The organism is Cyanobacteria bacterium QS_8_64_29 (genome assembly GCA_003022125.1).
In the GTDB taxonomy this organism is placed as follows: domain Bacteria; phylum Cyanobacteriota; class Cyanobacteriia; order Cyanobacteriales; family Rubidibacteraceae; genus QS-8-64-29.
The window spans coordinates 1-22437 of the sequence record PXQH01000019.1; the positions used below are offsets into that span (position 1 = coordinate 1).

A 22437-nucleotide genomic window follows, 5' to 3' on the forward strand; every position below is an offset into this window, starting at 1 on the left:
AGTGTTACAGAGTTCATGAGCCGATGTGACAACTTCCTTGACAGACACCGCCGTCTAGGATCGAGAGTGTAGAAAACCCTTATTGGTCTGCCTTGAGACTGAATTCTCAGTTCGCGCAAGCTAAACTGTACAGTCCCTTCAATGCCTGACGAATAGGGGAATGGCAGGTTAGGCCCTTTTTCTGCTAGTAGTTCGACTGTAGCCGCAACATCGGTTTGCTGCGTCTCGCTGAGGGAGTCCCACCAATCGCCAAACTCATCCGTGTACTCAATGTCCCAACTCATGCTCCGACCATTACGTTAGCGTAATAATCAAGCAGTGTAGCAGGAACCTTGGTCGAGCAGGGCAGCACCTGCTGCTCCGTGACAGAACTTCGGCAGGTGGTTGAACGGGATAAGCGCGCAGCCCAGCCTGAGGAATGCTTCCTACCGATTGGCACATCCCTCATCCCGAATGCGCAACCGACGGTACCGCGGCGGCGGCAGGCTTGACGGTACCAGCGGGCAGTGAGGGCGGCTCCGGCCAAGGCCCCTCCCTAGGTCAGCTCAGGGAAGACCTCGCGCACGGCCGGATGGACGAGCTGGTGGTGCTTGACGTTGAGGCCGTTGGCCAGCGCCGGGTTGCGATCGAGCGCTTGCAGGCCCTGCTCGGCTAGCTGCTGCACGTAGGGCAACGTGCTGTTGTTGAGCGCCTGCGTTGCCGTCCAGGGAACGGCACCCGGCATGTTGGGCACCCCAAAGTGGACTACCCCTTCCGCTACGTAGGTGGGCTGCGTGTGCGAGGTGGGGCGCAGCGTCTCCACGCAGCCGCCCTGATCGACCGCCACATCGACCACGACCGAGCCGGCGCGCATCTGGCGGATGGACTCGCGCGATACCAGCCAGGGCGCCTGGCGCCCGGGGACCAAAACAGCCCCCACCAGCAGATCGGCTTGGGGAACGATGGCCTCGATTTGAGAGGCATTGCTGTAGAGCAGCTCCGCGCGCGAGCCAAACAGGTTCTCAAGTTCGGCCAGCCGCTCCAGGTTGACATCCAGGATCTGGACCTGGGCGCCCATGCCAGTGGCAATGCGCGCCGCCTCCGTACCGACGACCCCGCCGCCCAAAATGGTGACGCGCCCGGGCCGCACGCCGGGGCAACCGCTGAGCAGGACGCCGCGCCCGCCCTGCTGCTTCTCTAGATAGTGGGTGCCAAACTGCACGGCCAGGCGCCCGGCAATGACGCTCATGGGCGTCAGCAGCGGCAGCCGGCCGTCTTCCAGCTCCACTGTCTCGTAGGCGATCGCCGTCACGCCGGATTCGATTAAGCGCTCGGTCAAGCGCCGATCGGCCGCCAGGTGCAGGTACGTCAGCAGGATGCGATCGGGTTGAAGGTAGGGATACTCCGGCGGCAGCGGCTCTTTGACCTTGATCACCAAATCCCGAGCCCAGGCCGCCTCGGCGCTGGTGACGATCTGGGCACCAGCCTGCTGGTACTCGGCATCGGCAAAGCCAGCGCCTGCCCCGGCCCCCGTCTCGACAAAAACCGCCAGCCCGCGCTCGCACAGCGAGCGTTCCATGTTGTCCCTAGCTGCCGGCTGCCCCGCGTACCCCATACAATAGCAGCAGCGATCGCGCTCCAGAAGCAGCCCATGGCGCCGCCCCAATCGCCACCGCAACCCAGCGTCACGCCGCAGCTGGATGAGCCCAAGTTTGGCTTCCACCGCTATGCCGAGCGCCTCAACGGCCGCGCCGCCATGGTGGGCTTCGTGCTGATGCTGGTTATCGAAGCGGTAACCGGCCAGGGCGTCCTGAGCTGGTTGGGCTCGATTTAGCGCCATGCGATCGCGCCGCCGCTGGGATCCGCTCGCTCGCTTCACCGTTACTGTCGGTGCCGTCAATGCCGCCATTGGCGGCGTGAGCGGACATTGGGCGCTGCTGGGGATGGGGCTGGTCCTGGTCCCGCTCGCGTGGGGCTTGCATCGCCAAAAGCATCGCCGGCAGCGGCGCCGAGCGCCGCCCTATCGGCCGCTCTCGCTACCCGCCGAGCGCTACTAGCCGGCCGCTTGGGCTTCGTGCTGCTGTTGCTGCAAGGCGCGGCCCCATTGGGCTGCCAGCGCTATCTGGGTAAAGGGCACTTGCGCGGCAAGCTCCCCGCCAGGCCGGTAAAACGCCAAAGCCGGCGAGCCGCGCTCGGGCGGATCGGCCGGCGAGACCGGGGTGCCATCGACCAACAGCTCGATGCGCTCGAGCTGGCGCAGCGACAGTTCTTGCAGGTTTTGGGGGCCGCGGCGGCTGGGCCAACCCCAAACCAGGCGATCACCGCGCTGTCCCATGACCGCGCGGATGTCGTATTTCGCCCGCTCGAAATCTTGGGCCCAGCGGCGGTAGGCTTCCACCTTGCGGTGCTCGTGCCAACCGGCCGCGGCCAAGCCCACAAACAGCGCCAGCAGTGGCAGCCAAATCAGCCCGCGTTCCATAGTCTCAATTGCGGGGCGCAATCAGGGGGTCCTGCCCGCCAGCCTAGCCCGCGCTGCCCCAACGCCGCTCCAGGCAAGCCAAAACCGCCTGGCGGTCGGGATCGTGCCAGGTGCGGGGACAGAGGCGGTAGCGCGCGACGCGCTGGCCGCCCTGATGGACGCGGCGGCGCTCGAGCTTGAGGCCCAACAACCGCAGCAGCCGGCGCAGCAGTACCAGCGGGGCTTCATTGCGCTCGCCCAGGCCTAGGGCGCGCTGGACCCAATCGGCTTGGCACCGCTGGGCCAGTGACTGCAGGGCCGGGTCGTCCGCGCGCCATTCCCGCTCGGGCTGGAGGAAGCCCTTGATCCCGACGGCTTGTAGGGCCCGGATGCGCCCCCAACGACCGCGCGGGTTGCCCGCCGACTGGCGCTCGGCCGCACGCTGGGGCGCTGGCATGGCCTGGGGATGCTGCAGCCACCAGCACAGCTCCTGCTGGGCCAGAAACTGGCGCTCGTCGTACCAGACGCGGCGGATGAAAGCCGGTCCCCACTGCGGGTGTTGCTCGATGCCGGGCAAGCGTTGCTGCAAGCGCGCTCGGGCAAGCTGGAAGCGATCACCGCAAGCAGCGACCGAGCCATCGCGCCCGGCGGACTGAAAGCTGGGCAGCGGGGGCGCCTGGTAAATGCGGCGCGCGTTGGCCTCCTTAATGCTGTCTTTGACTTGCCGCTGGTGCTCGCGCTCCTGGGCGGTTTCTTCTAGGACCAAAGTACGTACGCGATGGCCGGCCTGGCACAGTGAGGCCAACAGGCAATCGCGCAAGTGGCGGCGCTCGTAGCTGCGCGTGGCTTGCAGCGTGCAAGCGGCTTCGTAGTGACGGTTCTGGCGGGCCTGCTGCACTCGGTCCACGAGCCGCTCGATGGCTTGCGCGTCGGATTCGCCATTGATGGCATTGGTGCCTTCCTGGCGGACAAAGGCTTCCACCGCTTGCGTTACTGGGGAGGGCAGCGGCGATCGCTCGCTCTCAGGCGCCTGCAATCCGAGCGTCCGGCACGCCACCCAGCGCTTGAGCTGGGGATCGCGCACGCGCATCATCATCTGCAGCTGCGCGTGGGTCTGGAGCACACCCACAAAAAAGCAGAACTGGTCGCTGAAATAGTCCCGCACGCTGATGTCGATGCCGGCTTCGGCCGAGGGGGTGTAGATCAAAAAGTCGGGCTGGCGCTCGCGCAGGTAGGCATCCGGCGCCTGCAAGAACGCGCGCACCTCGGCCTGCTCGCTGGTGGTGGAATCGACGCGCAGGCCGTCGCTACCCGCCTGCTGCAGGACGCGGGCCAGGGCCTCGGCCTCGAGTTGACTGTCAGTGCAAATGGCCGGGCGCGGCGAACTGCGCAGCTGCCGCAGCAGCGGCGAGCGATCGTGGCGCTTGAGCTTGCCGTTGGCATCGAGCGCCCCGGTCAGAAACTCAATCTGGAGCGGTGCCTGCTGGTACCGGTTGAGGACCTGGGTCAGCGGGCGCGCCTCGCCAGCCAGGTGGTGCAGGTAGCGCACGCACCAATCGGCCAAAAAGCCATCCAGCACAAAGATGCGATTGGCGCGCTGGAGTGCTGCCGCAAACCGCTCCAGAATAGCCTCGCGGTTTTTGCGCAGCGTCCCACCCACCAGCAAGTGCATGGTGACGGCCATGGCCTCATCCAAAATCAGGTTTTTGCCGTCGAAATCTGTCGCTCGGAAGTAGTACAGGCTGTCGACGCAGAGGGCCAGGCGGCTGCCCGGATCGCGTACAGCTTCCCAGGCCGCATCGGCATGCAGGTGCCAAAACTGCCAGCGCTGGCAGGCCTGCAGCAGCAGCGAGTTGCGATAGCCCAGCGCCACCCAGCCTTCGTCCGGCAGGGTCGCGATCGCGCGCGCCAGCCAAGCCGTTTTGCCCGTTCCCAAACCGGAACGCACGGCCAGCACGCTGCCGGCGGCCGGGACCTCCCAGGCAAAATAGGGCCGGTCGATGCAGTGGGTGGGGCTAAACTGCTGGCTGCGGTACCAAGCCCGCTGCGCCCGTTCCGCCTCGGGCGAGTCGGCCGGTGCGAACGCCGGTACGGAGACGCCGGCATCGGCAGCTAGCTCGCGCACGACATCGATAAAATCCTGCCCTTTGGGCGTGCCGCAACCACCGCGCAAGCGCCAGCGGTACTGGACGGCGTCGCCACCCTCGCCCAGGCCAAAGTCGAACCAGACCCACTGGCCGTCCTTGCAGTCCACGTGAAACGACTGCTGGGACTGGGATTCGCGCCAGGGCGGGCAACCGCGCATGTGGTTCTCGCCGTAGTACCAGTTGTGGCCGGGCCAGTTGTAGATTTGCTCGGGGCTCAGGCGCGGCAGGACCTGGCGCTGGAGAAACTCAGCCGGCTCGGTCCCAGCGCCGGTGGCGGACGCGCTCGCGCGAGCGCGCTCGCGCCGCGGGGACGGCTTGGGGCCGCTCGGACGGCGCTCGGGCTGGGCCAGATGGAGTAGCTGCTGGCACAACCACTCGGGAGCCAGCGCCACGTCCGCCTCGGCGGGGGAGTGGAGCCAGCGGTAGGCACCGGTGGCGGGATGGTAGGAAGGCGGCAACCCCGATTGGTGGTGGTTGTAGCGCAACTCCAGTAGCTCGCCCGGCCGCGTTTGGCAGCCGGCGCACTCGGTCAACGTGGTTCGCGTAAACGCTTGCAGCGGCTGCCGATAGGGCTCGGGCACTTGCAGCAGCAACTGCTGGCGGCCAGCTTGCCCGGAGGTCCAGCTCACCGTCAGCGGTAGCTCGCCGCCCAGTGCCTGCAGAAGCGATTGCGCGCTGGCGCCGTCAATATCCAGCGCGAGCAAGCCCTGGGACGCCTCGCCCGTGCGCAGGCCAAAGCCGGAGATGTAAGCGCGGTAGGCCCGGCCGGTCTTTTTGCCCATACGCGCTTCACCTTCGAGCAGCAGGCGCTGGATGGTGGCGTGCGGGATGAACGGCTCGCGCTGCCAGTTGCGCCGGTAGGCCGATTTGCCGCGCAGCGGTGTCAGGCTCCAGTGGGCGGGGATAATGGCCAGCTCCTGCGCGATCACCTCGGCACGAGGAAAGCGCTCCCAGATCTTCCAGGCGATGGGCTCGGTAGCAGGCGCCTCAGTCAGCCCATCCTGGGCGTTTGAGGTCTTTGCGGAACTGGGGATGCAAACATCGGGCACGGCTAACCTCCCCGAGCAACAGTTGCAGTTGCGCTTGGGCGGCCTAGCCTACTACATGTAGTGCCCGATTGAAAATCGAGACGGTTAAAACGCTATCGCTAGTGCCGGGCTGCCGCTGCATGGCCTACCGCAGTCTAGCGGACAGCTGCATTGTGGCACGCCGGCTCGGGAGGCGGCGCGCGCGCTGGCGAACGCCGCTCGCCGCTGATGCGGGGTTGCAAGCCGCAACGGGCATAAAATTTCATTACTGAGACGGCCTGCACGCGCAGCGAAGGTAGTACGTTTGGTTTAAAAGATCCGGTAGGCAACTATGGTTCAGCGCAAGTCGAAAGTTAAAATTCTGCGGCCCGAATCGTACTGGTACGGCGATGTCGGCACCGTCGCCAGCGTGGACAAAAGCGGCATTCGCTATCCGGTCATCGTGCGCTTCGATAAGGTCAACTACACCGTTTACAGCGGCAACGAAGGCGGCGTCAGCACCAACAACTTTGCGTTTGAAGAGCTCGAAGAAATCGAGGCGCCGCCGGCTAAAGAGCAGAAGCAGTCAAAAGGGAGCAAAAAGTCTGAGGGCAAAACCAAAGCCGGCGCCGCCAGTAGCGGCCAGGCCCAGTCCGGCAAGGCCGCTAGCAGCTCCCAGAGCAGCGCATCTCGCTCGCAAGGAAGCAGTCAGTCTGCCGGTCAGTCGCAGGATGGCGGCGGCCAGCGGCAATCCCAGAGCCAGTCGCAAGGCAGCAGCCAACAACGGCAGCAAGGCCAATCCGGCCAGTCCGACTCGGGCAGCGGTAGCAGCCAGTAAGGTCGCGATCGCGCATCGTGCCGGAGCTACCTGAAGTCGAAACCGTTTGCCAGGGACTCAACCAGCAAACGCGCGGCCAACGCATTGGGGGTGGGCAGGTCCTGCTGGAGCGGACCCTAGCTCACCCCCCTTCCATTGAGGCCTTCTGGGCGGGCGTAACGGCGACAACGCTGGCGGGCTGGCAGCGTCGGGGCAAATACCTACTGGCCTCGCTGAGGGCCGAGGGCTTTGCCGGTTGGTTGGGCGTTCACCTGCGCATGAGCGGGCAGCTGCTGTGGCTGTCCCGGCAAGAACCACTGCAGCCGCACGCCCGCCTGCGCCTGTTTGTCGGCCGGGACCGCGAGCTGCGCTTTGTCGATATGCGCACCTTCGGTCAGGTGTGGTGGGTCCCGCCCGACTCGCAGCCCGAAACGGTCATGACCGGGCTACAGAAGCTGGGTCCCGACCCGCTCTCGAGCGAGTTTTCGCCTGCATACCTGGCGCAGCAGCTGCAGCGCCGCCGCTGCCCGATCAAAAATGCCCTGCTCAATCAAAGCATCGCGGCCGGGCTAGGCAACATTTACGCCGACGAGGCACTGTTCGCCAGCGGCCTCCATCCGCAACGCGCTGCCTACACGCTCAGTGACAGCGAGATCGAACGGCTGCATGCCGCCATTGGGGCTGTTCTGCAAGCAGGCATCGAACGTGGCGGGAGCAGCTTCGGCAGCTTCCTCAATGTCTTAGGGGTAAACGGCAACTACACGGCGCTGGCCTGGGTCTACGGGCGCGAGGGCGACCGTTGCCGCACCTGCGCGGGCGCCATCCACCGCATTAAACTCACTGGACGCTCGGCGCACTTTTGCCCCACCTGCCAGCGCTAGAAACAAGAAAAAATGGACCTGGGCGGAGTCGAACCGCCGTCCAGACCGAGTACGCGCCTACCGCTCGTTCACAGGCTTAGCCGCTTTAACCCGCGCGGCGGGGGTTACCCTTTATCCCGGGTAGCGGGGTTCCCCGGTTGAGCTTAGCCCCAAGGCCGACCGGGGCCCGGCCTCAGGGAGCAGCCGCTGATTTTGGCTCCGCCACCCTTAGCGGCGTCGGGTGGCGAAGGCTCGCTACCTACTGATTGAGGTGGTTAGGCAGCAACCGGGGCTGCCTTGCGAGCGAAAGGAACGATGTTGTTCGCACTTACTTTGGAGTTGAGCCTTGATTATCGAGAGGGGACTCGCTCTCGGCCTGCTTCACGGTATCGGCTATCCTCGGCCTGTCGAAGCCACATCAGGCCCACTACCTATGGTGGCACGTTGCGCGACACTGGGTAGTGCGGTTACCCGGACGGGTGGGGGCGGTTATCCCCACTGCTGCCCCATTCATACAAATTTGAGCAGCAGATGCACGCCCACCAAAGAACATGACTCCCATATTGAGGGAGTTTCGGGGATCGCGATCTAGTGCATAAACTACGAGGATTGGTATTGGCAGCAAAGGGCAAGCTCAAAAAAGGCGCCTTGGTTAGCGTGGTGCGCGAACGGTTCGAAGGAAGCTTGGAAGCGCGCTCGAGCGATCCGGACCTTCCGCCCTACCTGTTTGAGAGTAAAGGCGAAATACTCGATTTGGACGAGGACGGTCAGTACGCGCTGGTCAAGTTCTACGTCCCCACCCCCAACATTTGGCTGAACCTAGACCATCTAACCCTGGTAGAGTAGCTTCCAGGGACCGCATGACGCCCAACAGACCAACAGAAAGCGGCTGGTCCTGTCAGGACCAGCCGCTGGCATCGATGGCTGGATGGACGATCGCTAGCTTTCTTCGCTTAGGAAATTGCGGGCTTGCTGTAGGGCTGCCGCACCAATGTTGTAGAGCGCCCAGCCAGCAGCAACCAGGATGGGCAAAAAGACAATGAGAACGCGCCAATCCATAGCGGTACCTCGCTTGAACGCCTCGGGTGAGATCGGGACGTTTCAATAACTAAGGATAGCTTAAAATTGCTAACGCGTTCCAGTCGATAAGTCAGTACTTTTACTTAGTTCCGTCGGTACCGACCTCAAACCCTAAATCCGTTCCGCGCCCGGCATGGGCGAGGGCAAGCCGCTCGTAGCGTCGGGCGTGCTCGATCAGCTCCGCTGCTTCCGCCTCTGAGACCGCGCGCTTGCATTGGGCCGGGATGCCCACCATCAGCGATCGCGGCGGCACGTCTTTGGTGACCACGCACCCGGCGCCAATGATGCTGCCTGCCCCCACGCGCACGCCGTTGAGCACGATGGCGCCGATGCCAATCTGGCTGCCGCGCTCCAGCCGCGCCGAGTGGATGGTTGCCCGGTGGCCTACGGTCACCTCGGCCTCCAGGATTGTGGGCTCGCCCGGATCGCCGTGCAGGATGGCGCCATCTTGGATGTTGGTGCGCTCGCCAATCTCAATGCGCTCGATGTCGCCGCGCACGACAGCGCCGTACCAAATGCTTGCCCCAGCCCCTAGGGCAACGCGGCCCATAACGGTGGCGTTGGGTGCAACGAACGCGGCGGGCGATAGGTCGGGGGCAGGCCAATCGGACACGGTGGATGGGGGCAAAGGCGCCAGCTCGGATGCCCAAAGACCCTAGCAGATATAATGGAGCGGCCAGCAAGCGGCCGTTTGCGACTCAAACCGATATGGAGTCAGGGTTACAAAATCCCATCTTCGGCCCGGAGATTAAATGTCCGCACTGCCGCCAAGCCATTCCGGCACTAACGCTAACCGATACGTACTTGTGCCCGCGCCACGGGGCGTTTGAAGCCGATCCCAACACGGGCAAGCTGGTTCACCTGCAGTCAGGCCGTCACTGGCGCTGCTGGGAAGGGGAGTGGTACCGGCAGCACACCCACCCCGATGGCATTCGCTTTGAAATCCACGAAGCCCTCGATCGCCTCTACACGCAGGGCTATCGGGCCAAGCGCGTCATTGTGGCCAAGCGCTACCAAGACCTGATCAGCACTTACCTGGAGCGCAACGCCTCCCAGCGGGACGCGCAATCGGGGGCGCCTAAGCTCTACGGTTTGCCTATCGAATTCAGCCCCGACCCCGAAGAGGAACCCTGCTGGGCGGTGATCAACTTCGATGTGGAAAAAGAACCTGGCATTCCGGCGCGCTATCCCTACTTTCAGCTGTTTGAGTGAGCGCGGCCATGCATCACGCCGCCATTCGCACTGCGGACATCCACCGTGCGATCGCTTTTTACCAACAGTTGGGCTTTGAGCTAGAGGTGCGCTACACCACCGGCATAACCCTGGCTTGCTGGCTGGTGGGCTTGGGCTCGCGCCTCGAGCTCATCGAGATCCCGCATCCCAAGCCTGCCCCTGATGCCTTTGGTGACGAGCGCTACGTGGGCTACTACCACCTGTCGTTCGATCTGAGCGCCACGACCGATAGCCTCACCGCGTGGCTCGAGGCGCTGCGGGCGCGCTTGGATAGCGCAGCAGCCTGCGACCCGGATCGGCTTGCGCCGCTACAGGTGTTGCTAGCTCCCACAACTCAGGCGATCGGCAACGGCCGCTACGAGGTGGCCTTCATTGCCGATAGCGACGGCCTGCCGCTGGAGTTTCTGCGGCGCCAGGACGCCCCCAATGGAGAAGCCTGAGGGCGGCAGGGGCCGTTAGAATGCCGGCAGTGGCTGCGAGCGGGGACGAGCGAATGCGCGTTGCGATCATCGGCGGCGGTCTGGCTGGGTTGGCGGCTGCTGTGGAGCTAGTGGATGCGGGCTGCGAGGTCGAAATTTTGGAGGCCCGGCCCTTTGTGGGTGGCAAGGTCGGCAGTTGGTTGGATGCCGATGGCAACCACCGTGAGATGGGGCTGCACGTTTTTTTTGGTTGCTACCAGCAGCTGTTGGCGCTCATGCGCCAGGTGGGGGCCCTCGATTCACTGCGCCGCAAAGAACACGCGCATACGTTTGTCAACGCTGGCGGGCGCATCGGCAAGCTGGATTTTCGCTTTTTGACCGGCGCGCCGTTCAACGGCCTCAAGGCCTTTTTTACCACCAACCAGCTTTCGGAACGCGACAAGGCCTGCAATTCGCTGGCGTTGGGCACCAGTCCGCTAGTGCGCGGCACGCTCGACTTTAGCGGCGCCATGCGCGCTATCCGCCAATTGGACGGCCTGAGCTTTGCCGATTGGTTCCGCCGGCAAGGTGGCAATAATGGCAGCCTGCGCCGGTTGTGGAATCCCATTGCCTACGCACTGGGCTTTATCGATGCCGAGCAGATCTCGGCACGCTGCATGCTGAGCGTCTTCCAGCTGTTTGCCGCGCGCAGCGAGGCCTCGGTGCTGCACATGCTGGAAGGCTCGCCCGATCGCTACCTGCACCAGCCCATCCTCGATTATTTGACGGCGCGCGGCGCCACCATTCGAACGCGCACCCGGGTGCGCGAGATTGCCTTCGAGCAAGGCAGCGAGGGGACGCGCGTGACGGGGCTGACTGTCGCGCGCCGCGGGCAACCCGAGACGGTCGCGGCCGATGCCTACCTCGCCGCCTGCGATGTGCCCGGCATCCAACGGCTGCTACCGCAGGCCTGGCGCCAGTGGCCCGAGTTCGACAACATTTACCAGCTCGATACCGTGCCGGTGGTGACCGTGCAGCTGCGCTTCGATGGTTGGGTGACCGAGCTGCAAGATCCGCAACAGCGCCGCCAGCTCGCGCATCCGGCCGGGATCGACAACCTGCTCTACACGCCCGATGCCGATTTTTCCTGTTTCGCCGACCTAGCGCTAACCAGCCCCAGCGACTACTACAAGCCCGGCGAGGGCTCGCTGCTGCAGCTGGTGCTGACGCCAGGGGATCCGTTCATTCAAGCCAGCAACGAGGCGATCGCACAGCACGCGCTGGCCCAAGTTCGCCAGCTGTTTCCCTCGGCGCGCGAGCTCAACATGACCTGGCACGGTGCTGTCAAGCTCGCCCAGTCGCTGTACCGCGAGGCGCCAGGCATGGAACCGTACCGGCCACCGCAACGGACGCCCGTCGCCAATTTTTTCCTAGCCGGCAGCTACACCCAGCAGGACTACATCGACAGCATGGAGGGCGCTACCCGCTCCGGCCGCCAGGCTGCCCGCGCCATTCTAGGCGAGCGCGTCGCTGCTGCGCCTGCCCCCGCAACGGCAGGGGGCGCGTAACCCATGGCGGAGTGGCTCGAGCACAGCGTGCAGATTGAGGTCGAGGCGCCCATGGAGCTGGTCTGGGCGCTGTGGTGCGACCTGGAGCGCATGCCGCGCTGGATGAAATGGATCCATTCGGTCGAGGTGCTGGCCGATAACCCCGAGCTCTCGCGCTGGACGCTCAAAACCGGCGGATTTGAGTTCAATTGGCGATCGCGCATCACCCGCACCATCGAGCGCCAAATCATCCAGTGGGAGTCAGTCGATGGGCTGCCCAATCGCGGCGCCATCCGCTTCTACGACCGCCAAGGCCGCAGCATCGTCAAGCTCACTGTGGCCTATGCCGTGCCCGGCTACCTGGGCGAGCTGATGGATAAGCTATTAGTCGGCCGCTTGGTTGAGTCAACTTTGCAGGCCGATTTGGAGCGCTTCCGCGACTATGCCCATCAGCTCCAGGCTTCCCAGGGAGGCAGCTAATTCCGCCATGGGGCATTGGCCAGGTGGCGTGTGGGAGAGAAAGTGGCAAAATGCCTGGCGGGCGATCGCGTGCGCTAAGGAGGGGTGCGAGTGAGCAAGCTTCCTAGGGTCAAGCGCCGCTATTTTCTGGGCTGGTTTGGCGTTGGCGTTCTGGCTAGCTACCTGCCAACCGTGCTTGCCGCCTGTGGCCCCAAGAATCAAAAGCAGTCCCAACAGTCCCCTTCAGCTGCGGATAGTGCTAGCGACAGCCCCTCAAACGACGAGGGCTTTCAAGCGATTGGAACCGTCGAGCAGCTAGAGGACAACGGGCAGCTACTGGCCGAGCAGGCAGCAGCTCAACCCGTTTTAGTGGTCCGTACGGATGGCAGCCTATCGGCAGTCAATCCCACCTGCCCTCACCGCGGCTGTACGGTGGCGTGGCAGCAGCAGCAGCAGGTTTTTAGCTGTCCGTGTCACGGGTCCGAGTTTGACGCGCAAGGCCAGCTCATGAGCGAACCTGCCACTCAGTCTTTGCCGAGCTATCCCGTCAAAACGCAAGGCGATCGCGTGCTGGTCAAAAGCCAATCGGGCTAGGGCGTTTACCAAAGTTAAAACCAGAGTAAGATACTGGCCTCAATCTACATGGCGTGGTCGTTCTGCGCCCGCTTTTCGTAGCGCGTCGCTAAGAGCGCCTAACAAAACTGGTAGGGATGGAGATAGAGAGCTCTAGTACTACAGTCGCGGATTGGGAGCCGGCCATCTATCTTGGCAATGCACGACTGCTGGAGTTGGGGGATCTCAACGTGCCAGCAGATGCAACATCGCCAAACCGCGGCTGTAGTACTAGGGCGTGTTCTCAAAGTCGAAACCAGAGCAAGATACTGGCCACAACCCATATGGTGCGGTAGTTTTGTGCCCGCTTTTAAATGCCGTGGCTTTTGCCAATAACCCAATGGCGGCGAAAAAAGCGGGCGAGCGAGGACTCCTCCAGCGGCAGGTAAATGGGCCGCCCGTGCGGGCAGGTATTGGGGTTGCGCGTGCGCTGCCAGCGATCCAGCAGCTGCTGCATGGTGGCCTGGCTCAGAGGGGTACCGTTGCGGATGGCAGTGCGGCAGGCGGTTGCCACTTGGGCTTCCTCCAGGTCTGCGCCGCGGCTGAGCTCCAACAGGGCGTCCGCGCAATCCGAGCGCTGGTGCAAGGCGGCCGGAACGCTGCGAACAGCCCAAAGGCGCTCGCCAAACGGTTCCACGGCAACGCCCAATCGCTGCAGTTGCTCGTGCTGCGCGGCCCCCAGCTCCGAGAGCACGATGGGGCTATCGAGCGCGACCAGGCGCCAGTCATCAACAAGCTGCTCGTACAGAATGCGCTCGTGAACGATGTGCTGCTCCAGCAGCCAGATGCCGGACGCGTGCTCGGCCAGGATGTAGGTCTGGCGCAGCTGGGCGATGGCCTGGAGTTGAAGGGCATTCCCGCTGCCGGCGGCAGCGCTTGCCTGCCCATCGCTGGTGCGGTAGCTGCCGCGGGCCTCTGAAGCCTGTAGCAGTGCCGTTGCGCGGCGATTGCGAACGGCAGTGGGGACGCTTTCGGGATCGAGCTGGAGGGCCTGCTCGATCGCCTCGCTGGCCTGTTCCTGCCAATAGGCCAGCGATCGCAAATAGACCTCCGTTTTGGCCGGGTGGCGGTTCCAGTCGATTTGGCTGGGGCAGGTGCGCAGGTGCAGCCAGCACACCGGGTAGCGATCGCGCGGGAGGGCCTTGTGGGTGCTGTGAATGATGGTTTGCTCCAGCTCCGGCACCCGGACGAAGCGGCCGTTGGCAGCCACTCGCACCCAGTCCGCACGGCGGCGGTGGCAGCGATCGGGCAGGCCCAGCACCACCTCGAGCCAAGACGGTGACTCAGGGGGCTCGGGGCCGGCCTGGGGCGTGGTCACCTCGCGGCAGGCGCGCTGCAGGTCCTCGGCCCGCACGCGCGGCAGCACTTGCGGCAGGATGTCGCGAGCACTCTGGCCGGCGCTGATACGGAACCAGAGGCGATCGTTGTGGTGCACCTGCCAGTTGATGTGCGGATGGCAGAGTGCCAGCTGCTGGATGGTGGCCTGGACGCTTTTGAGCTGCTGGGCAAAGCCAGGCAGTCCCCGACGGCGCACCGGCCAGTTGCCGAACAGATCGTCCACTGTGACGATGGTTCCCGGCGCGATCGCGGCCGCTTCAACGCCCCCTTCGGCACCTTCGCGGTTGTAGGTGACGTGCCATCCCTGGGCATCACCTTGGCGGCTCAAAATCTCCAGCCGGGCGAGTTGGGCTAGGCTGTGGAGCGCTTCGCCGCGAAACCCCAGGCTGGCGATGCGGGCCAGATCCGCGCGCTCGCCAATTTTGCTGGTGCTGTGGGCCCGAGCGCAGGTGCGCAGGTCGGCTAGGGCCATGCCGCTGCCGTTATCGGCAACGCGGACCCGCCACTGCTGGGGCCACAGCGAAACGGCGATCCGGGTTGCGCCCGCATCGAGGGCATTCTCGGCCAACTCCCGGACCGCAGCTGCCAGCGAGTCAATAACCTCGCCAGCAGCGATGCGGGCGATGACATCGGCAGGTAGCGGTTGGATGGAGCCAGCCATGGGCCGATGGGGTTGGGTGCCGCTCGCTACCCGCTCAACGCAAGGGCATCGCTTGCAGCACCGCTAGCGCCGGCTCGCCTGCACTGGGCAAGGAGAGATTCGAACTCTCACGGCCGTAGGGCCGCCACATTTTGAGTGTGGTGCGTCTACCAGTTCCGCCACTTGCCCGCCAATTCGGCTCCGTCATTATAGTTAGTTTGGTGCCGGCCCAACAAGGCCTGATAGTGCTGCGATCGCGCCCAGCGATCGATCTCGCGGGCGCGCAGCACGAGAACTGGATGCGTGCGCTCCTCGGCCTGGGCGCTTTTGAGCATCTCGCCCAACTGCGTCTCGCCGATGGCGTCATAGGCGCGCGCCTGCTCGATGAACGCATCCAGGTTGAGCTGCGGGGCGATGCTGGGCGAGCCGCCGGCCAGCTTCATCAGTGCCGACATGAGGGCGCGGGCATCTTGGGTGCCCAACAGGGCCGCGCGATCGCAGCTCAGCTCGGCGCAGCGCAGCCACGCCAGCATCTGCGATCGCAACGACTGCGCTAGAAACACTCCCCAGCTAGGCAGCAAATCGGCCCCCAACACCACCAGATTGGCCAAGGTCAGAAACACCCCGTGCTCGCATTTGAGGTGCCCCAGCTCGTGCGCCATGACGGCCTGGGTCTCTTGGGGGGTCAGCATCTCCAGCAGCGAGGTATGCAGCACCATAAAGCGCTGCCGGCCGCGCATGGCAAAGGTATAGGCATTGGGGGCCGGATGCTGGTGGACGTAGAGCTCCGGCGGTTCCAGATCCAGAGTCTGGCAGGCCTGCTGCAGCGAGCGGTGCAGCTGCGGTAGCTGCTGCTCGCCCACGCGCACACTGGCGGCAATGTTGTTGAGGTAAAAGACCTGCTCGGCCGCCGGTCCCAGCAAGCTGCGAACGGCGACATCCAGCCCCGGTACCTGCTTGAGGGTCTGGGTGGCTTCGCGATCGAGCGGGTGGCGAAACTCGTCCGCCTTGAGGCCGAGCAGTGGGATGGGGGCCATATGGAGCGCTCGCCCGGCAACGTATTGCGAGTGCCGGCAGGCTCGAGCCTACCGGCCGTTTGCAAGCGGCTGGGATGGGATCCGAGCGCAGCCGCTCAGACGCCGAAGGATTTGCCGCAGCCGCAGGTCTGGCTGGCGTTGGGGTTGGTGAACTGGAAGCCACCCCCAATCAGGGCATTGCTGTAGTCTAGGGTGAGCCCGTAGATGTAGAGCAAGCTTTTGGGATCGGCCACGATCTGGAAGCCGTCGTAGTCAAAGACCTCGTCGTCATCGCGCAACTGGCCGGGATCTTCAAACTCCATCATGTAGGAGAGCCCCGAACAGCCGCCGCTGCGAACGCCCACGCGCAGGCAGAGGTCTTGACCCTGCTGGTCGCGCAATTGGCGCAGGTGCTCGAGGGCGCTCTGGGAGACTTGGATGCCCTGCTCGGTCTGAGTGGTCTGTGTCATAGTGGCCTGCCTGCTCCTGACTCACTCTCATTATGGCGTTATGCGGGGTTGCAGCCAACCTGGGCGCTGGCTAGCGGGCTTGCTGCATGCTTTTGGCTAGCTCTTGGGCAACTTCCGGGCGCGAGAACTCCGGCGGCGGCAGCTCGCCCTGGCGCAGCATCTGGCGCACTTTGGTCCCCGAGAAGTGGACGTGCTCCTCGGGCGGGCTGGGCGTCGTTTTGAGCGTAGCCATCTGCTGGGTGCGGCTGCAGAAAAAGGCGTGCTCGAACTTCATGGGCGTGATGCCCAGCTCCTCGAGGTCGAAGGCATCGAAAATCTGCTGGCCTTCGTAGGTGCCGTAATAGTCGCCCACGCCAGCGTGATCGCGCCCGACGATGAAGTGGGTGCAGCCGTAGTTTTTGCGCACCAGCGCGTGGAAGATGGCCTCCCGCGGCCCGGCATAGCGCATGGCAGCCGGGTTAATTCCCATGATGACCCGCTCTTGCGGAAAGTAGTGCTCCAGCATGATTTCGTAGCAGCGCATGCGGACATCGGCTGGGATATCGCCGCTTTTGGTGGCTCCTACCAGCGGGTGCAAAAACAGGCCGTCGACCGTCTCGAGTGCGCATTTCTGGATGTATTCGTGGGCGCGGTGGATGGGGTTGCGGGTTTGAAAGCCCACGATGGTCTGCCAGCCGCGCTCCCGGAACTGCCGGCGCGACTCGATGGGATCGAGCTGGTACTGCGGAAACAGCGGATGGGGCTCGCGCTCCAGCAGCCAAACCGGCCCGGCCAGCTTGATGGGGCCTTGCTGGTAGAGCACGTCCACCCCAGGGTGCTCGCGATCGGTGGTGCGGTAGACGTTGAGGGCTTCGTAAGCCTGGCTGTAGCGGTACTTCTGCGTGAGCTCGAGGACTCCGACAAAGCGCCCTTGCGGATCGTCGAGGCGTACCCAACCGCCTTCGGGCAGCGGTTCGGCCACCGCTTCGCTTACCGAGAGGGTGACGGGAATGGACCAGGGCAAGCCGTTGGCCAGCCGCATCTCGGAAACAACGCGCTCGTAGTCCTGCTGGTTCATAAAGCCGCGCAGCGGGCTAAACCCGCCGATGGCAATCATGACCAGATCGGAGTAAGCGCGCTCGTCGAGCGAGACGCGCGGCAGGCGATCGCAGTACTCGAGCAGCTCTTGCTTCTCGGCATCGCTGGCAACGCAGTTAACGAGGTGGCCGCCGTGGGGCGCAATCGCATCTTGCTGGACTGGCATAACGGTAAGGTCGCTGGCTGCAGCCTCCCAATGCTAGCAGCGGCGAACCTACAAGGCGCCCACGTTGGCCAGTCCCAAGATGGCACCGGTTCCCAGCACGTGGCCGATGCTGGCCCCAGCCAGGATCTGGGGGAGGCTGAAGCCGAATGCAACCGGTTGGGGCGCGGGGCCCTGACCTTGGGCCGGGATGGGAACGGCAAAGCGCACCAAGGCAAGACCGGCCAGGTTGAACAGAATCATCACGGCTGCGACCGGAGCGCCCCACTCGGGCGTGGCTGGGACGCTGGCCTGGGTTTGCGCCAGAAACGGCCAAAACATGGGTGCCTCCTCAAGGATCGCTGTGGCATTGCTCGGCTGGGCCGATCGCAGGCTAGCACCCGCTTCCGGGGCGCCGCAGCGCCCGGGAGCAGCGTTTACCATAAATCGGGAAGGGTGTTGCGCTAGGACAGCGCGTGACGGCAGCTTCGCAGCCCGCAACGCTGGTTAAAGATCCCGAGCGCCTGGAGCGGCGGCTGCAGGAAATCCCGCTGCAGCCAGGCGTTTATTTGATGCGCGATGCCAGCGGTTGCGTCCTCTACGTGGGCAAATCGAAAAAGCTGCGCTCGCGGGTGCGCTCCTACTTTCGCAACTCGCAGCAGCTCAGTGATCGCATCGCCATGATGGTGCGCCAGGTGGCGGATATTGAGTTCATCGTCACCGACACCGAAGCTGAAGCCCTGGCGCTGGAGTCCAACCTGGTCAAGCAGCACCAGCCCTATTTCAACGTCCTGCTGCGCGACGACAAAAAATACCCCTACCTCTGCATTACCTGGTCGGAGCCCTATCCGCGCATTTTCATCACGCGCCGCCGGCGCCGCGGCAACGCCCAGGACAAGTACTACGGCCCCTACGTGGATGCGCATTCGCTGCGCACGACGCTGCAGCTGGTCAAGCGCATCTTTCCGCTGCGGCAGCGGCCGCGCCCGGTCTTTAGCGATCGCCCCTGCATCAACTACGACATGGGGCGCTGCCCGGGCGTTTGCCAATCGCTAATTGCGCCCGATGACTACCGCGAAACCGTGCAGAAGGTGGCCATGGTGTTTCAAGGGCGCACGGGCGAGCTGCTCGAGGGCCTCAACGCCCAAATGCAGCAGGCCGCCCAAGCGCAGGCATTCGAGCGGGCCGCTCGCCTCCGCGATCGCATCCGCGCTCTCGAGACCCTCACCGCCGAGCAGAAAGTCTCGCTGCCCAACAGCACCGTCTCGCAAGACGCGATTGCGCTGGCGGCGGACGAGCAGCATGCCAGCATCCAGCTGTTTCAGGTGCGCGCTGGCAAGCTCGTGGGCCGCCTGGGCTTTTTTGCCGATGCTGCAGCCGCCGAGCCGGGGGCAATCCTGCAGCGGACGCTCGAGGAGCACTACGCCAACGCCGATCCGGTCGAGATCCCGAGCGAGGTGCTGGTGCAGCACCCGCTGCCTGAGCCGGAGATGGTGGCGGATTGGCTCAGCGAGCGCAAAGGGCGCAAGGTCAGTCTGCTCGCGCCGCAGCGCCAGACCAAAGCCGAGCTGGTTGCCATGGTGGAGCGCAACGCCAGCTACGAGCTGGCGCGCACCCAACGCCAGGTGGATCGCAACACCCGCGCCATGCAAGATCTGGCGGACGTGCTGGATCTGCCCGAGTTGCCCCGCCGGATTGAAGGCTACGATATCTCCCACACCCAGGGCAGCGAGGCGGTCGGCTCGCAGGTCACGTTCCTGGACGGCGTCCCGGCCAAGCAGCACTACCGCCACTACAAAATCCGCGACCAAGCCGTCCGCAGCGGCCGCTCGGACGACTACGCGAGCTTGGCCGAGGTTATCCGCCGCCGCTTTAGGCAGCACGCCGAGGGCACGCTCGCCCCAAATCGCGACCCCGATTGGCCCGATCTAGTGGTGATTGACGGCGGCAAGGGCCAACTCTCGGCCGTGGTGGCGGCTTTGCAAGAGCTGAACCTGCTGCAGCACCTGCGCGTCGTTAGCCTGGCCAAGCAGCACGAGGCCGTGTTTCTACCGGGCGAGGCCGAACCGCTAGCCGCCGATCCCGAGCAACCGGGCATCCAGTTGCTGCGCCGCCTGCGCGACGAAGCGCATCGCTTTGCCGTTAGCTTCCACCGCCAGCGGCGCAACCAGCAGCAGACGCGATCGCGCCTCGACGAGATCCCGGGGCTGGGCCTGCAGCGCCAAAAGCAGCTTCTGGGCCACTTTCGCTCCATCGACTACATTCGGGAAGCAACGCCCGAGCAACTGGCCCAAGCGCCCGGCATTGGCCCGCGCTTGGCCCAAACCATCTACGACCACCTGCACCTGAACTAGCTGCCCAGCAGCCCCTCAATCGAGCTGGCACTCCAACTCGGACACGATGCGATCGCGCCCGGTGGTTTTGGCCCAATAAAGCGCCCGATCGGCGCGATCCACCAGCGTCGTTGCCGCAACCTCAGCGCTGGGCTGCATGCTGGCAACGCCAAAGCTCAGCGTTACGGTACTGCTGGGTTCGACGTGGGGCAGCTGCAGCGCCCGAATGGCGGCTTGGGCGCGCTGGGCTACGTGCCGGGCCCCGGAACGGGGCGTTTGGGGCAGCAGCAGGGCAAACTCTTCGCCGCCGTAGCGCGCCACCAAATCCGAGCGGCCCCGCACTTGCTGCGCTAGGGTCTGGGCCACTTGATGCAAGCAGCGATCGCCTTCCAGGTGCCCGAAGCGGTCGTTGTAGGCCTTGAAGCGATCGACATCGCACAAAACGAGCGAGATCGTTCCCCCACTTCGGGTCAGGCGCTGCCACTCGGTCTCGAGAACGGAATCAAGGCTGTTGCGATTGGCAATTTGGGTGACCCGATCGGTGGTGGCCTGGGCCTGCAGCTCGCCATTGGCTACCTCCAGCTGGCGGTACAGCTCGGCATTTTGGATGGCAATGCCCGCTTGCACGGCGAGCTGTTGCAGCAGCTCCACCTCCGATTGCTGCCAGGGATAGGGGCCGGCGCAGTGGTGGGCGGCCAGCAGGCCCCAAAGCCCGCCATCGCGCACGATGGGCACGACCAAATTGGCTTGCAGCTGGAACTGCGCCAGCATGTCGCGATGGCAGCTTGCCATCGCCGTGGCACTGACATCCGCAATTGCGCAGATGCGCCCCTGGCGGTAGCGCTCGGCCTGCCCGCGCTCGAAGCAGGGATCGCGGTAGGACTGCCCCAGCAGCGAGCGCCAGCCCGGAGCTACCGATTCGGCCTCAAAGGTGCCGCCCCCCTCCGGCTGGAAGCGATAGACCACGGCGCGATCACAGCCAAAGTAGCGGCGCACTTCCTCAACCGTCGCGCTCAGGATAGCCTCGAGCGAGAGCGAGCGAGAAATCCGGCGCGCGATGTTGGCAAAGACGCGCTCCCGTTGGGCTTGCTGCTGCAGGGCTTGCTGGGACTGTTTGGCGGCGGTGATATCCCGGCCGACTGCAGCGACAAAGCGAACGGTGCCATCGCCAGCCAACTCGGGATAAAAAAGAGCCTGATAGTGCCGGATGCCGTTGGGGCCGTCAAAGTCAAACTCGAGCGAGGTGGCTCGGGCGGTTTGAAAGACCTGCTCGGCGGCTTGCTGCCAGAGCGCAACCAGCGTGGGCGGCATGCCCAGCTCTTGGTGGGTCTGCCCGATGAACGCCGCCGCCGGGATGCCGGTTGCCGCCTCAATGCTGGGGTTGGCGTAAACGTGGCGCAACTGGCGGTCCAAGCGGACAATAACGTCGGGCGAGCGCTCGACCAACTCCCGGAAATCGTCCTGCCCGCTACTGGCCTTGCGGCAGGTGTACAGGATGTGGCCTGGATGGGTATCGACCCGCCGGGCGTCGAGCAGCAGCGTGCGTTGCCGGCCGGCGCGATCGGCGATCGGCCACGCTAGGCGGCTAATGTTGCCCGCCGCGTCGGCCCATGGGGCCGGATCCCCGCCCAACAGAGCCTCAACGCTATCCAAGGCATAGGCTTCATCGGGCGTGCAGCCCAGGCAAGTCTCAATGGCTTGGGAGACAAACTTTAAGGTGCCGGCCGAGTCGGCTAGCAGGACGGCATCGGCAACGCCATCCAGCAGCGCGCGAGTGACTTCGTCCGGGACTGGCGCAGGGCAGGCGCGTTCCGGGGACTCAGATGGCATGGGCAACTCCGATTGCGTCACTTGAGCCAGCCGGAACAGTCGAGACGCGCCAGGGCCAGCTTGCTGGGGCGCGCGTTCGCCCCTGGCGGCCTAACCACTCACGTTCGCCCCTGGCGGCCTAACCACTCACGTTCGCCCCTGGCGGCCTAACCACTCATTTTATAGAGGCTAGATTAAGGAGCCATCAGTACGGCGACAGATCCCAGCGCCGCTAGCGATCGCCAGGGGCTTGCAGCACGTGGCGGCATTCGCAGGCCATCGCCTCCAACCCCGTGCGGTTCAAGATGGCGATCCGGCCGCGCTGGTAGCGAATCAGGCCCTGCTGTTTGAGCCAGCGGGCCACCACCGTCACGCTCGAGCGGCGAGCGCCCAAGATATGGGCGAGCTGCTCTTGCGTTAGCATCAGCTCCCTCGATTGGGCGCTGTCTTGGATGCCGAGCAGCCAGCGCGCCAAGCGCCGCTCGATCGCGTGCTTGGCATTGCAAGCCGCGGTTTGTGCCAGCCGCTCGAGCTGCGCCTGCATGTAGTGAATGAGCTGCTGCTGCAGCGCGCTGTCGGTTGCAAATTGCGCCCGCAAAAGCTCGGCATCCAGCTTGAGAGCTTCGGTGCCAACGGGCGCGATCGCCTGTATGTTGCGGTAAGACCCCACCCAGGCAGCGGGAACGCCCAACACCCCCTCGCGCCCGATCGCGCCTGCCTCCACTGCCGAACCATCATCAAGCCGCACGATGCGGACGACCAATCCGCTCTGGGGAAAATAGACGGCATTTAAGGGATCCCCAGGGTGCAGCAGCGTTTCCCCAGGAAGAAAAGAGACGCGCTCTAAGTGTGGCGCTAGTTTTTGGTAGCTTGTTGCCGGAAGCGCCGCTAACAGTGCATTGGTCGCAAACGGCGAAGCAGCGAACACCTCGGTTAAGTTCGCGGCGCGTTGGCGACGCGCCTTGTGGGGAGAATGGCGCTCATGGAACTGCGGTTTTTTACCCGCTGCTAATTA

24 protein-coding genes, 1 tRNA gene and 1 other RNA gene are annotated in these 22437 nt (G+C 64.5%); 11 read left to right on the plus strand and 15 right to left on the minus strand.

Translation table 11 applies throughout. The annotated features are described in order from the left end of the window. Nucleotides 1–284: hypothetical protein (locus BRC58_03705; protein PSP18358.1), on the minus strand; the 284-nt coding region annotated here is incomplete at its 3' end. 251 nt (nt 285–535) lie between these two features. Further along, complete coding sequence (gene ald, locus BRC58_03710; protein PSP18338.1) at nt 536–1594, minus strand: alanine dehydrogenase; 1059 nt, start codon at nt 1592–1594, stop codon at nt 536–538. Nucleotides 1595–1630: 36 nt separating this feature from the next. Here ald and BRC58_03715 point away from each other — a divergent pair, with 36 nt between their 5' ends. Both BRC58_03715 and BRC58_03720 read left to right on the plus strand, forming a co-directional pair. Beyond that, on the plus strand, nt 1631–1813 hold the full coding sequence (locus BRC58_03715; GenBank protein PSP18339.1) for a hypothetical protein: 183 nt from the start codon (nt 1631–1633) through the stop codon (nt 1811–1813). A gap of 4 nt (nt 1814–1817) precedes the next feature. Continuing rightward, nucleotides 1818–2036: a hypothetical protein gene (locus BRC58_03720; protein ID PSP18340.1), complete on the plus strand. Its 219-nt coding sequence runs from the start codon at nt 1818–1820 to the stop codon at nt 2034–2036. Here BRC58_03720 and BRC58_03725 read toward each other — a convergent pair. Both BRC58_03725 and BRC58_03730 read right to left on the minus strand, forming a co-directional pair. After that, nucleotides 2033–2458, minus strand: a complete 426-nt coding sequence (locus BRC58_03725) for a hypothetical protein (protein PSP18341.1) — start codon at nt 2456–2458, stop codon at nt 2033–2035. The genes BRC58_03720 and BRC58_03725 overlap by 4 nt on opposite strands. 43 nt (nt 2459–2501) lie before the next feature. Beyond that, nucleotides 2502–5633: a hypothetical protein gene (locus BRC58_03730; protein ID PSP18342.1), complete on the minus strand. Its 3132-nt coding sequence runs from the start codon at nt 5631–5633 to the stop codon at nt 2502–2504. Between the two features lie 310 nt (nt 5634–5943). Between BRC58_03730 and BRC58_03735 the strand changes: the two genes are divergently transcribed. Together BRC58_03735 and BRC58_03740 are read left to right on the plus strand one after the other, a co-directional pair. Next, entirely contained in the window at nt 5944–6429 is a 486-nt protein-coding gene (locus BRC58_03735) for a photosystem I reaction center subunit IV (protein ID PSP18343.1), read from the plus strand. Nucleotides 6430–6446: 17 nt separating this feature from the next. Next, nucleotides 6447–7289, plus strand: coding sequence for a DNA-formamidopyrimidine glycosylase (locus BRC58_03740; GenBank protein ID PSP18344.1), 843 nt, complete (start codon nt 6447–6449; stop codon nt 7287–7289). Nucleotides 7290–7299: 10 nt separating this feature from the next. On the opposite strand, the gene ssrA is transcribed toward BRC58_03740, so the two are convergent. Then, nucleotides 7300–7694, minus strand: a transfer-messenger RNA (tmRNA) gene (ssrA, locus tag BRC58_03745). A 189-nt stretch (nt 7695–7883) separates the two neighbouring features. On the opposite strand from ssrA, the gene BRC58_03750 reads away from it, so the two are divergent. After that, nucleotides 7884–8114 (plus strand): NAD(P)H-quinone oxidoreductase, encoded by a 231-nt coding sequence (locus BRC58_03750; protein ID PSP18345.1) that lies wholly within the window; start codon nt 7884–7886, stop codon nt 8112–8114. Nucleotides 8115–8207: 93 nt separating this feature from the next. Here the strand turns inward: BRC58_03750 and BRC58_03755 are convergent, their stop codons facing one another. Then, a complete protein-coding gene (locus BRC58_03755; GenBank protein PSP18346.1) occupies nt 8208–8327 on the minus strand; it encodes a photosystem II protein Y in 120 nt (39 codons plus the stop codon). Between the two features lie 100 nt (nt 8328–8427). Continuing rightward, nucleotides 8428–8898, minus strand: coding sequence for a gamma carbonic anhydrase family protein (locus BRC58_03760; GenBank protein PSP18359.1), 471 nt, complete (start codon nt 8896–8898; stop codon nt 8428–8430). Between the two features lie 158 nt (nt 8899–9056). On the opposite strand from BRC58_03760, the gene BRC58_03765 reads away from it, so the two are divergent. The 5 genes from BRC58_03765 to BRC58_03785 all read left to right on the plus strand — a co-directional run bounded on the left by BRC58_03765 (nt 9057) and on the right by BRC58_03785 (nt 12579). Further along, the gene (locus BRC58_03765; GenBank protein ID PSP18347.1) at nt 9057–9560 is read left to right on the plus strand and encodes a TIGR02652 family protein; all 504 of its coding nucleotides are present in this window, start codon (nt 9057–9059) and stop codon (nt 9558–9560) included. 8 nt (nt 9561–9568) lie between these two features. Next, nucleotides 9569–10021, plus strand: a complete 453-nt coding sequence (locus BRC58_03770) for a glyoxalase/bleomycin resistance/extradiol dioxygenase family protein (GenBank protein PSP18360.1) — start codon at nt 9569–9571, stop codon at nt 10019–10021. Between the two features lie 53 nt (nt 10022–10074). Continuing rightward, on the plus strand, nt 10075–11547 hold the full coding sequence (gene zds, locus BRC58_03775) for a 9,9'-di-cis-zeta-carotene desaturase (GenBank protein PSP18348.1): 1473 nt from the start codon (nt 10075–10077) through the stop codon (nt 11545–11547). 3 nt (nt 11548–11550) lie between these two features. After that, a complete protein-coding gene (locus BRC58_03780; protein ID PSP18349.1) occupies nt 11551–12006 on the plus strand; it encodes a hypothetical protein in 456 nt (151 codons plus the stop codon). A gap of 90 nt (nt 12007–12096) precedes the next feature. After that, on the plus strand, nt 12097–12579 hold the full coding sequence (locus BRC58_03785; protein ID PSP18350.1) for a cytochrome B6: 483 nt from the start codon (nt 12097–12099) through the stop codon (nt 12577–12579). 328 nt (nt 12580–12907) lie between these two features. On the opposite strand, the gene BRC58_03790 is transcribed toward BRC58_03785, so the two are convergent. The 6 genes from BRC58_03790 to BRC58_03815 all read right to left on the minus strand — a co-directional run bounded on the left by BRC58_03790 (nt 12908) and on the right by BRC58_03815 (nt 17622). After that, nucleotides 12908–14596, minus strand: a complete 1689-nt coding sequence (locus BRC58_03790) for a DNA mismatch repair endonuclease MutL (protein ID PSP18351.1) — start codon at nt 14594–14596, stop codon at nt 12908–12910. Between the two features lie 84 nt (nt 14597–14680). After that, nucleotides 14681–14764: transfer RNA gene (locus tag BRC58_03795), tRNA-Leu, on the minus strand. After that, nucleotides 14743–15612: a peptidase M48 gene (locus BRC58_03800; GenBank protein ID PSP18352.1), complete on the minus strand. Its 870-nt coding sequence runs from the start codon at nt 15610–15612 to the stop codon at nt 14743–14745. The genes BRC58_03795 and BRC58_03800 overlap by 22 nt, the downstream gene beginning before the upstream one ends. Nucleotides 15613–15707: 95 nt before the next feature. Then, nucleotides 15708–16061, minus strand: a complete 354-nt coding sequence (locus BRC58_03805; GenBank protein ID PSP18353.1) for an iron-sulfur cluster assembly accessory protein — start codon at nt 16059–16061, stop codon at nt 15708–15710. A 70-nt stretch (nt 16062–16131) separates the two neighbouring features. Continuing rightward, the gene (sat, locus tag BRC58_03810) at nt 16132–17304 is read right to left on the minus strand and encodes a sulfate adenylyltransferase (protein PSP18354.1); all 1173 of its coding nucleotides are present in this window, start codon (nt 17302–17304) and stop codon (nt 16132–16134) included. A gap of 48 nt (nt 17305–17352) precedes the next feature. Continuing rightward, the gene (locus tag BRC58_03815) at nt 17353–17622 is read right to left on the minus strand and encodes a photosystem I reaction center subunit PsaK (protein ID PSP18361.1); all 270 of its coding nucleotides are present in this window, start codon (nt 17620–17622) and stop codon (nt 17353–17355) included. 134 nt (nt 17623–17756) lie between these two features. Here BRC58_03815 and BRC58_03820 point away from each other — a divergent pair, with 134 nt between their 5' ends. Next, complete coding sequence (locus BRC58_03820; protein ID PSP18355.1) at nt 17757–19634, plus strand: excinuclease ABC subunit C; 1878 nt, start codon at nt 17757–17759, stop codon at nt 19632–19634. A 15-nt stretch (nt 19635–19649) separates the two neighbouring features. Here the strand turns inward: BRC58_03820 and BRC58_03825 are convergent, their stop codons facing one another. After that, nucleotides 19650–21464: a hypothetical protein gene (locus BRC58_03825; GenBank protein PSP18356.1), complete on the minus strand. Its 1815-nt coding sequence runs from the start codon at nt 21462–21464 to the stop codon at nt 19650–19652. Between the two features lie 190 nt (nt 21465–21654). Then, on the minus strand, nt 21655–22350 hold the full coding sequence (locus BRC58_03830; GenBank protein ID PSP18357.1) for a Crp/Fnr family transcriptional regulator: 696 nt from the start codon (nt 22348–22350) through the stop codon (nt 21655–21657). Between the last annotated feature and the right edge of the window lie 87 nt (nt 22351–22437).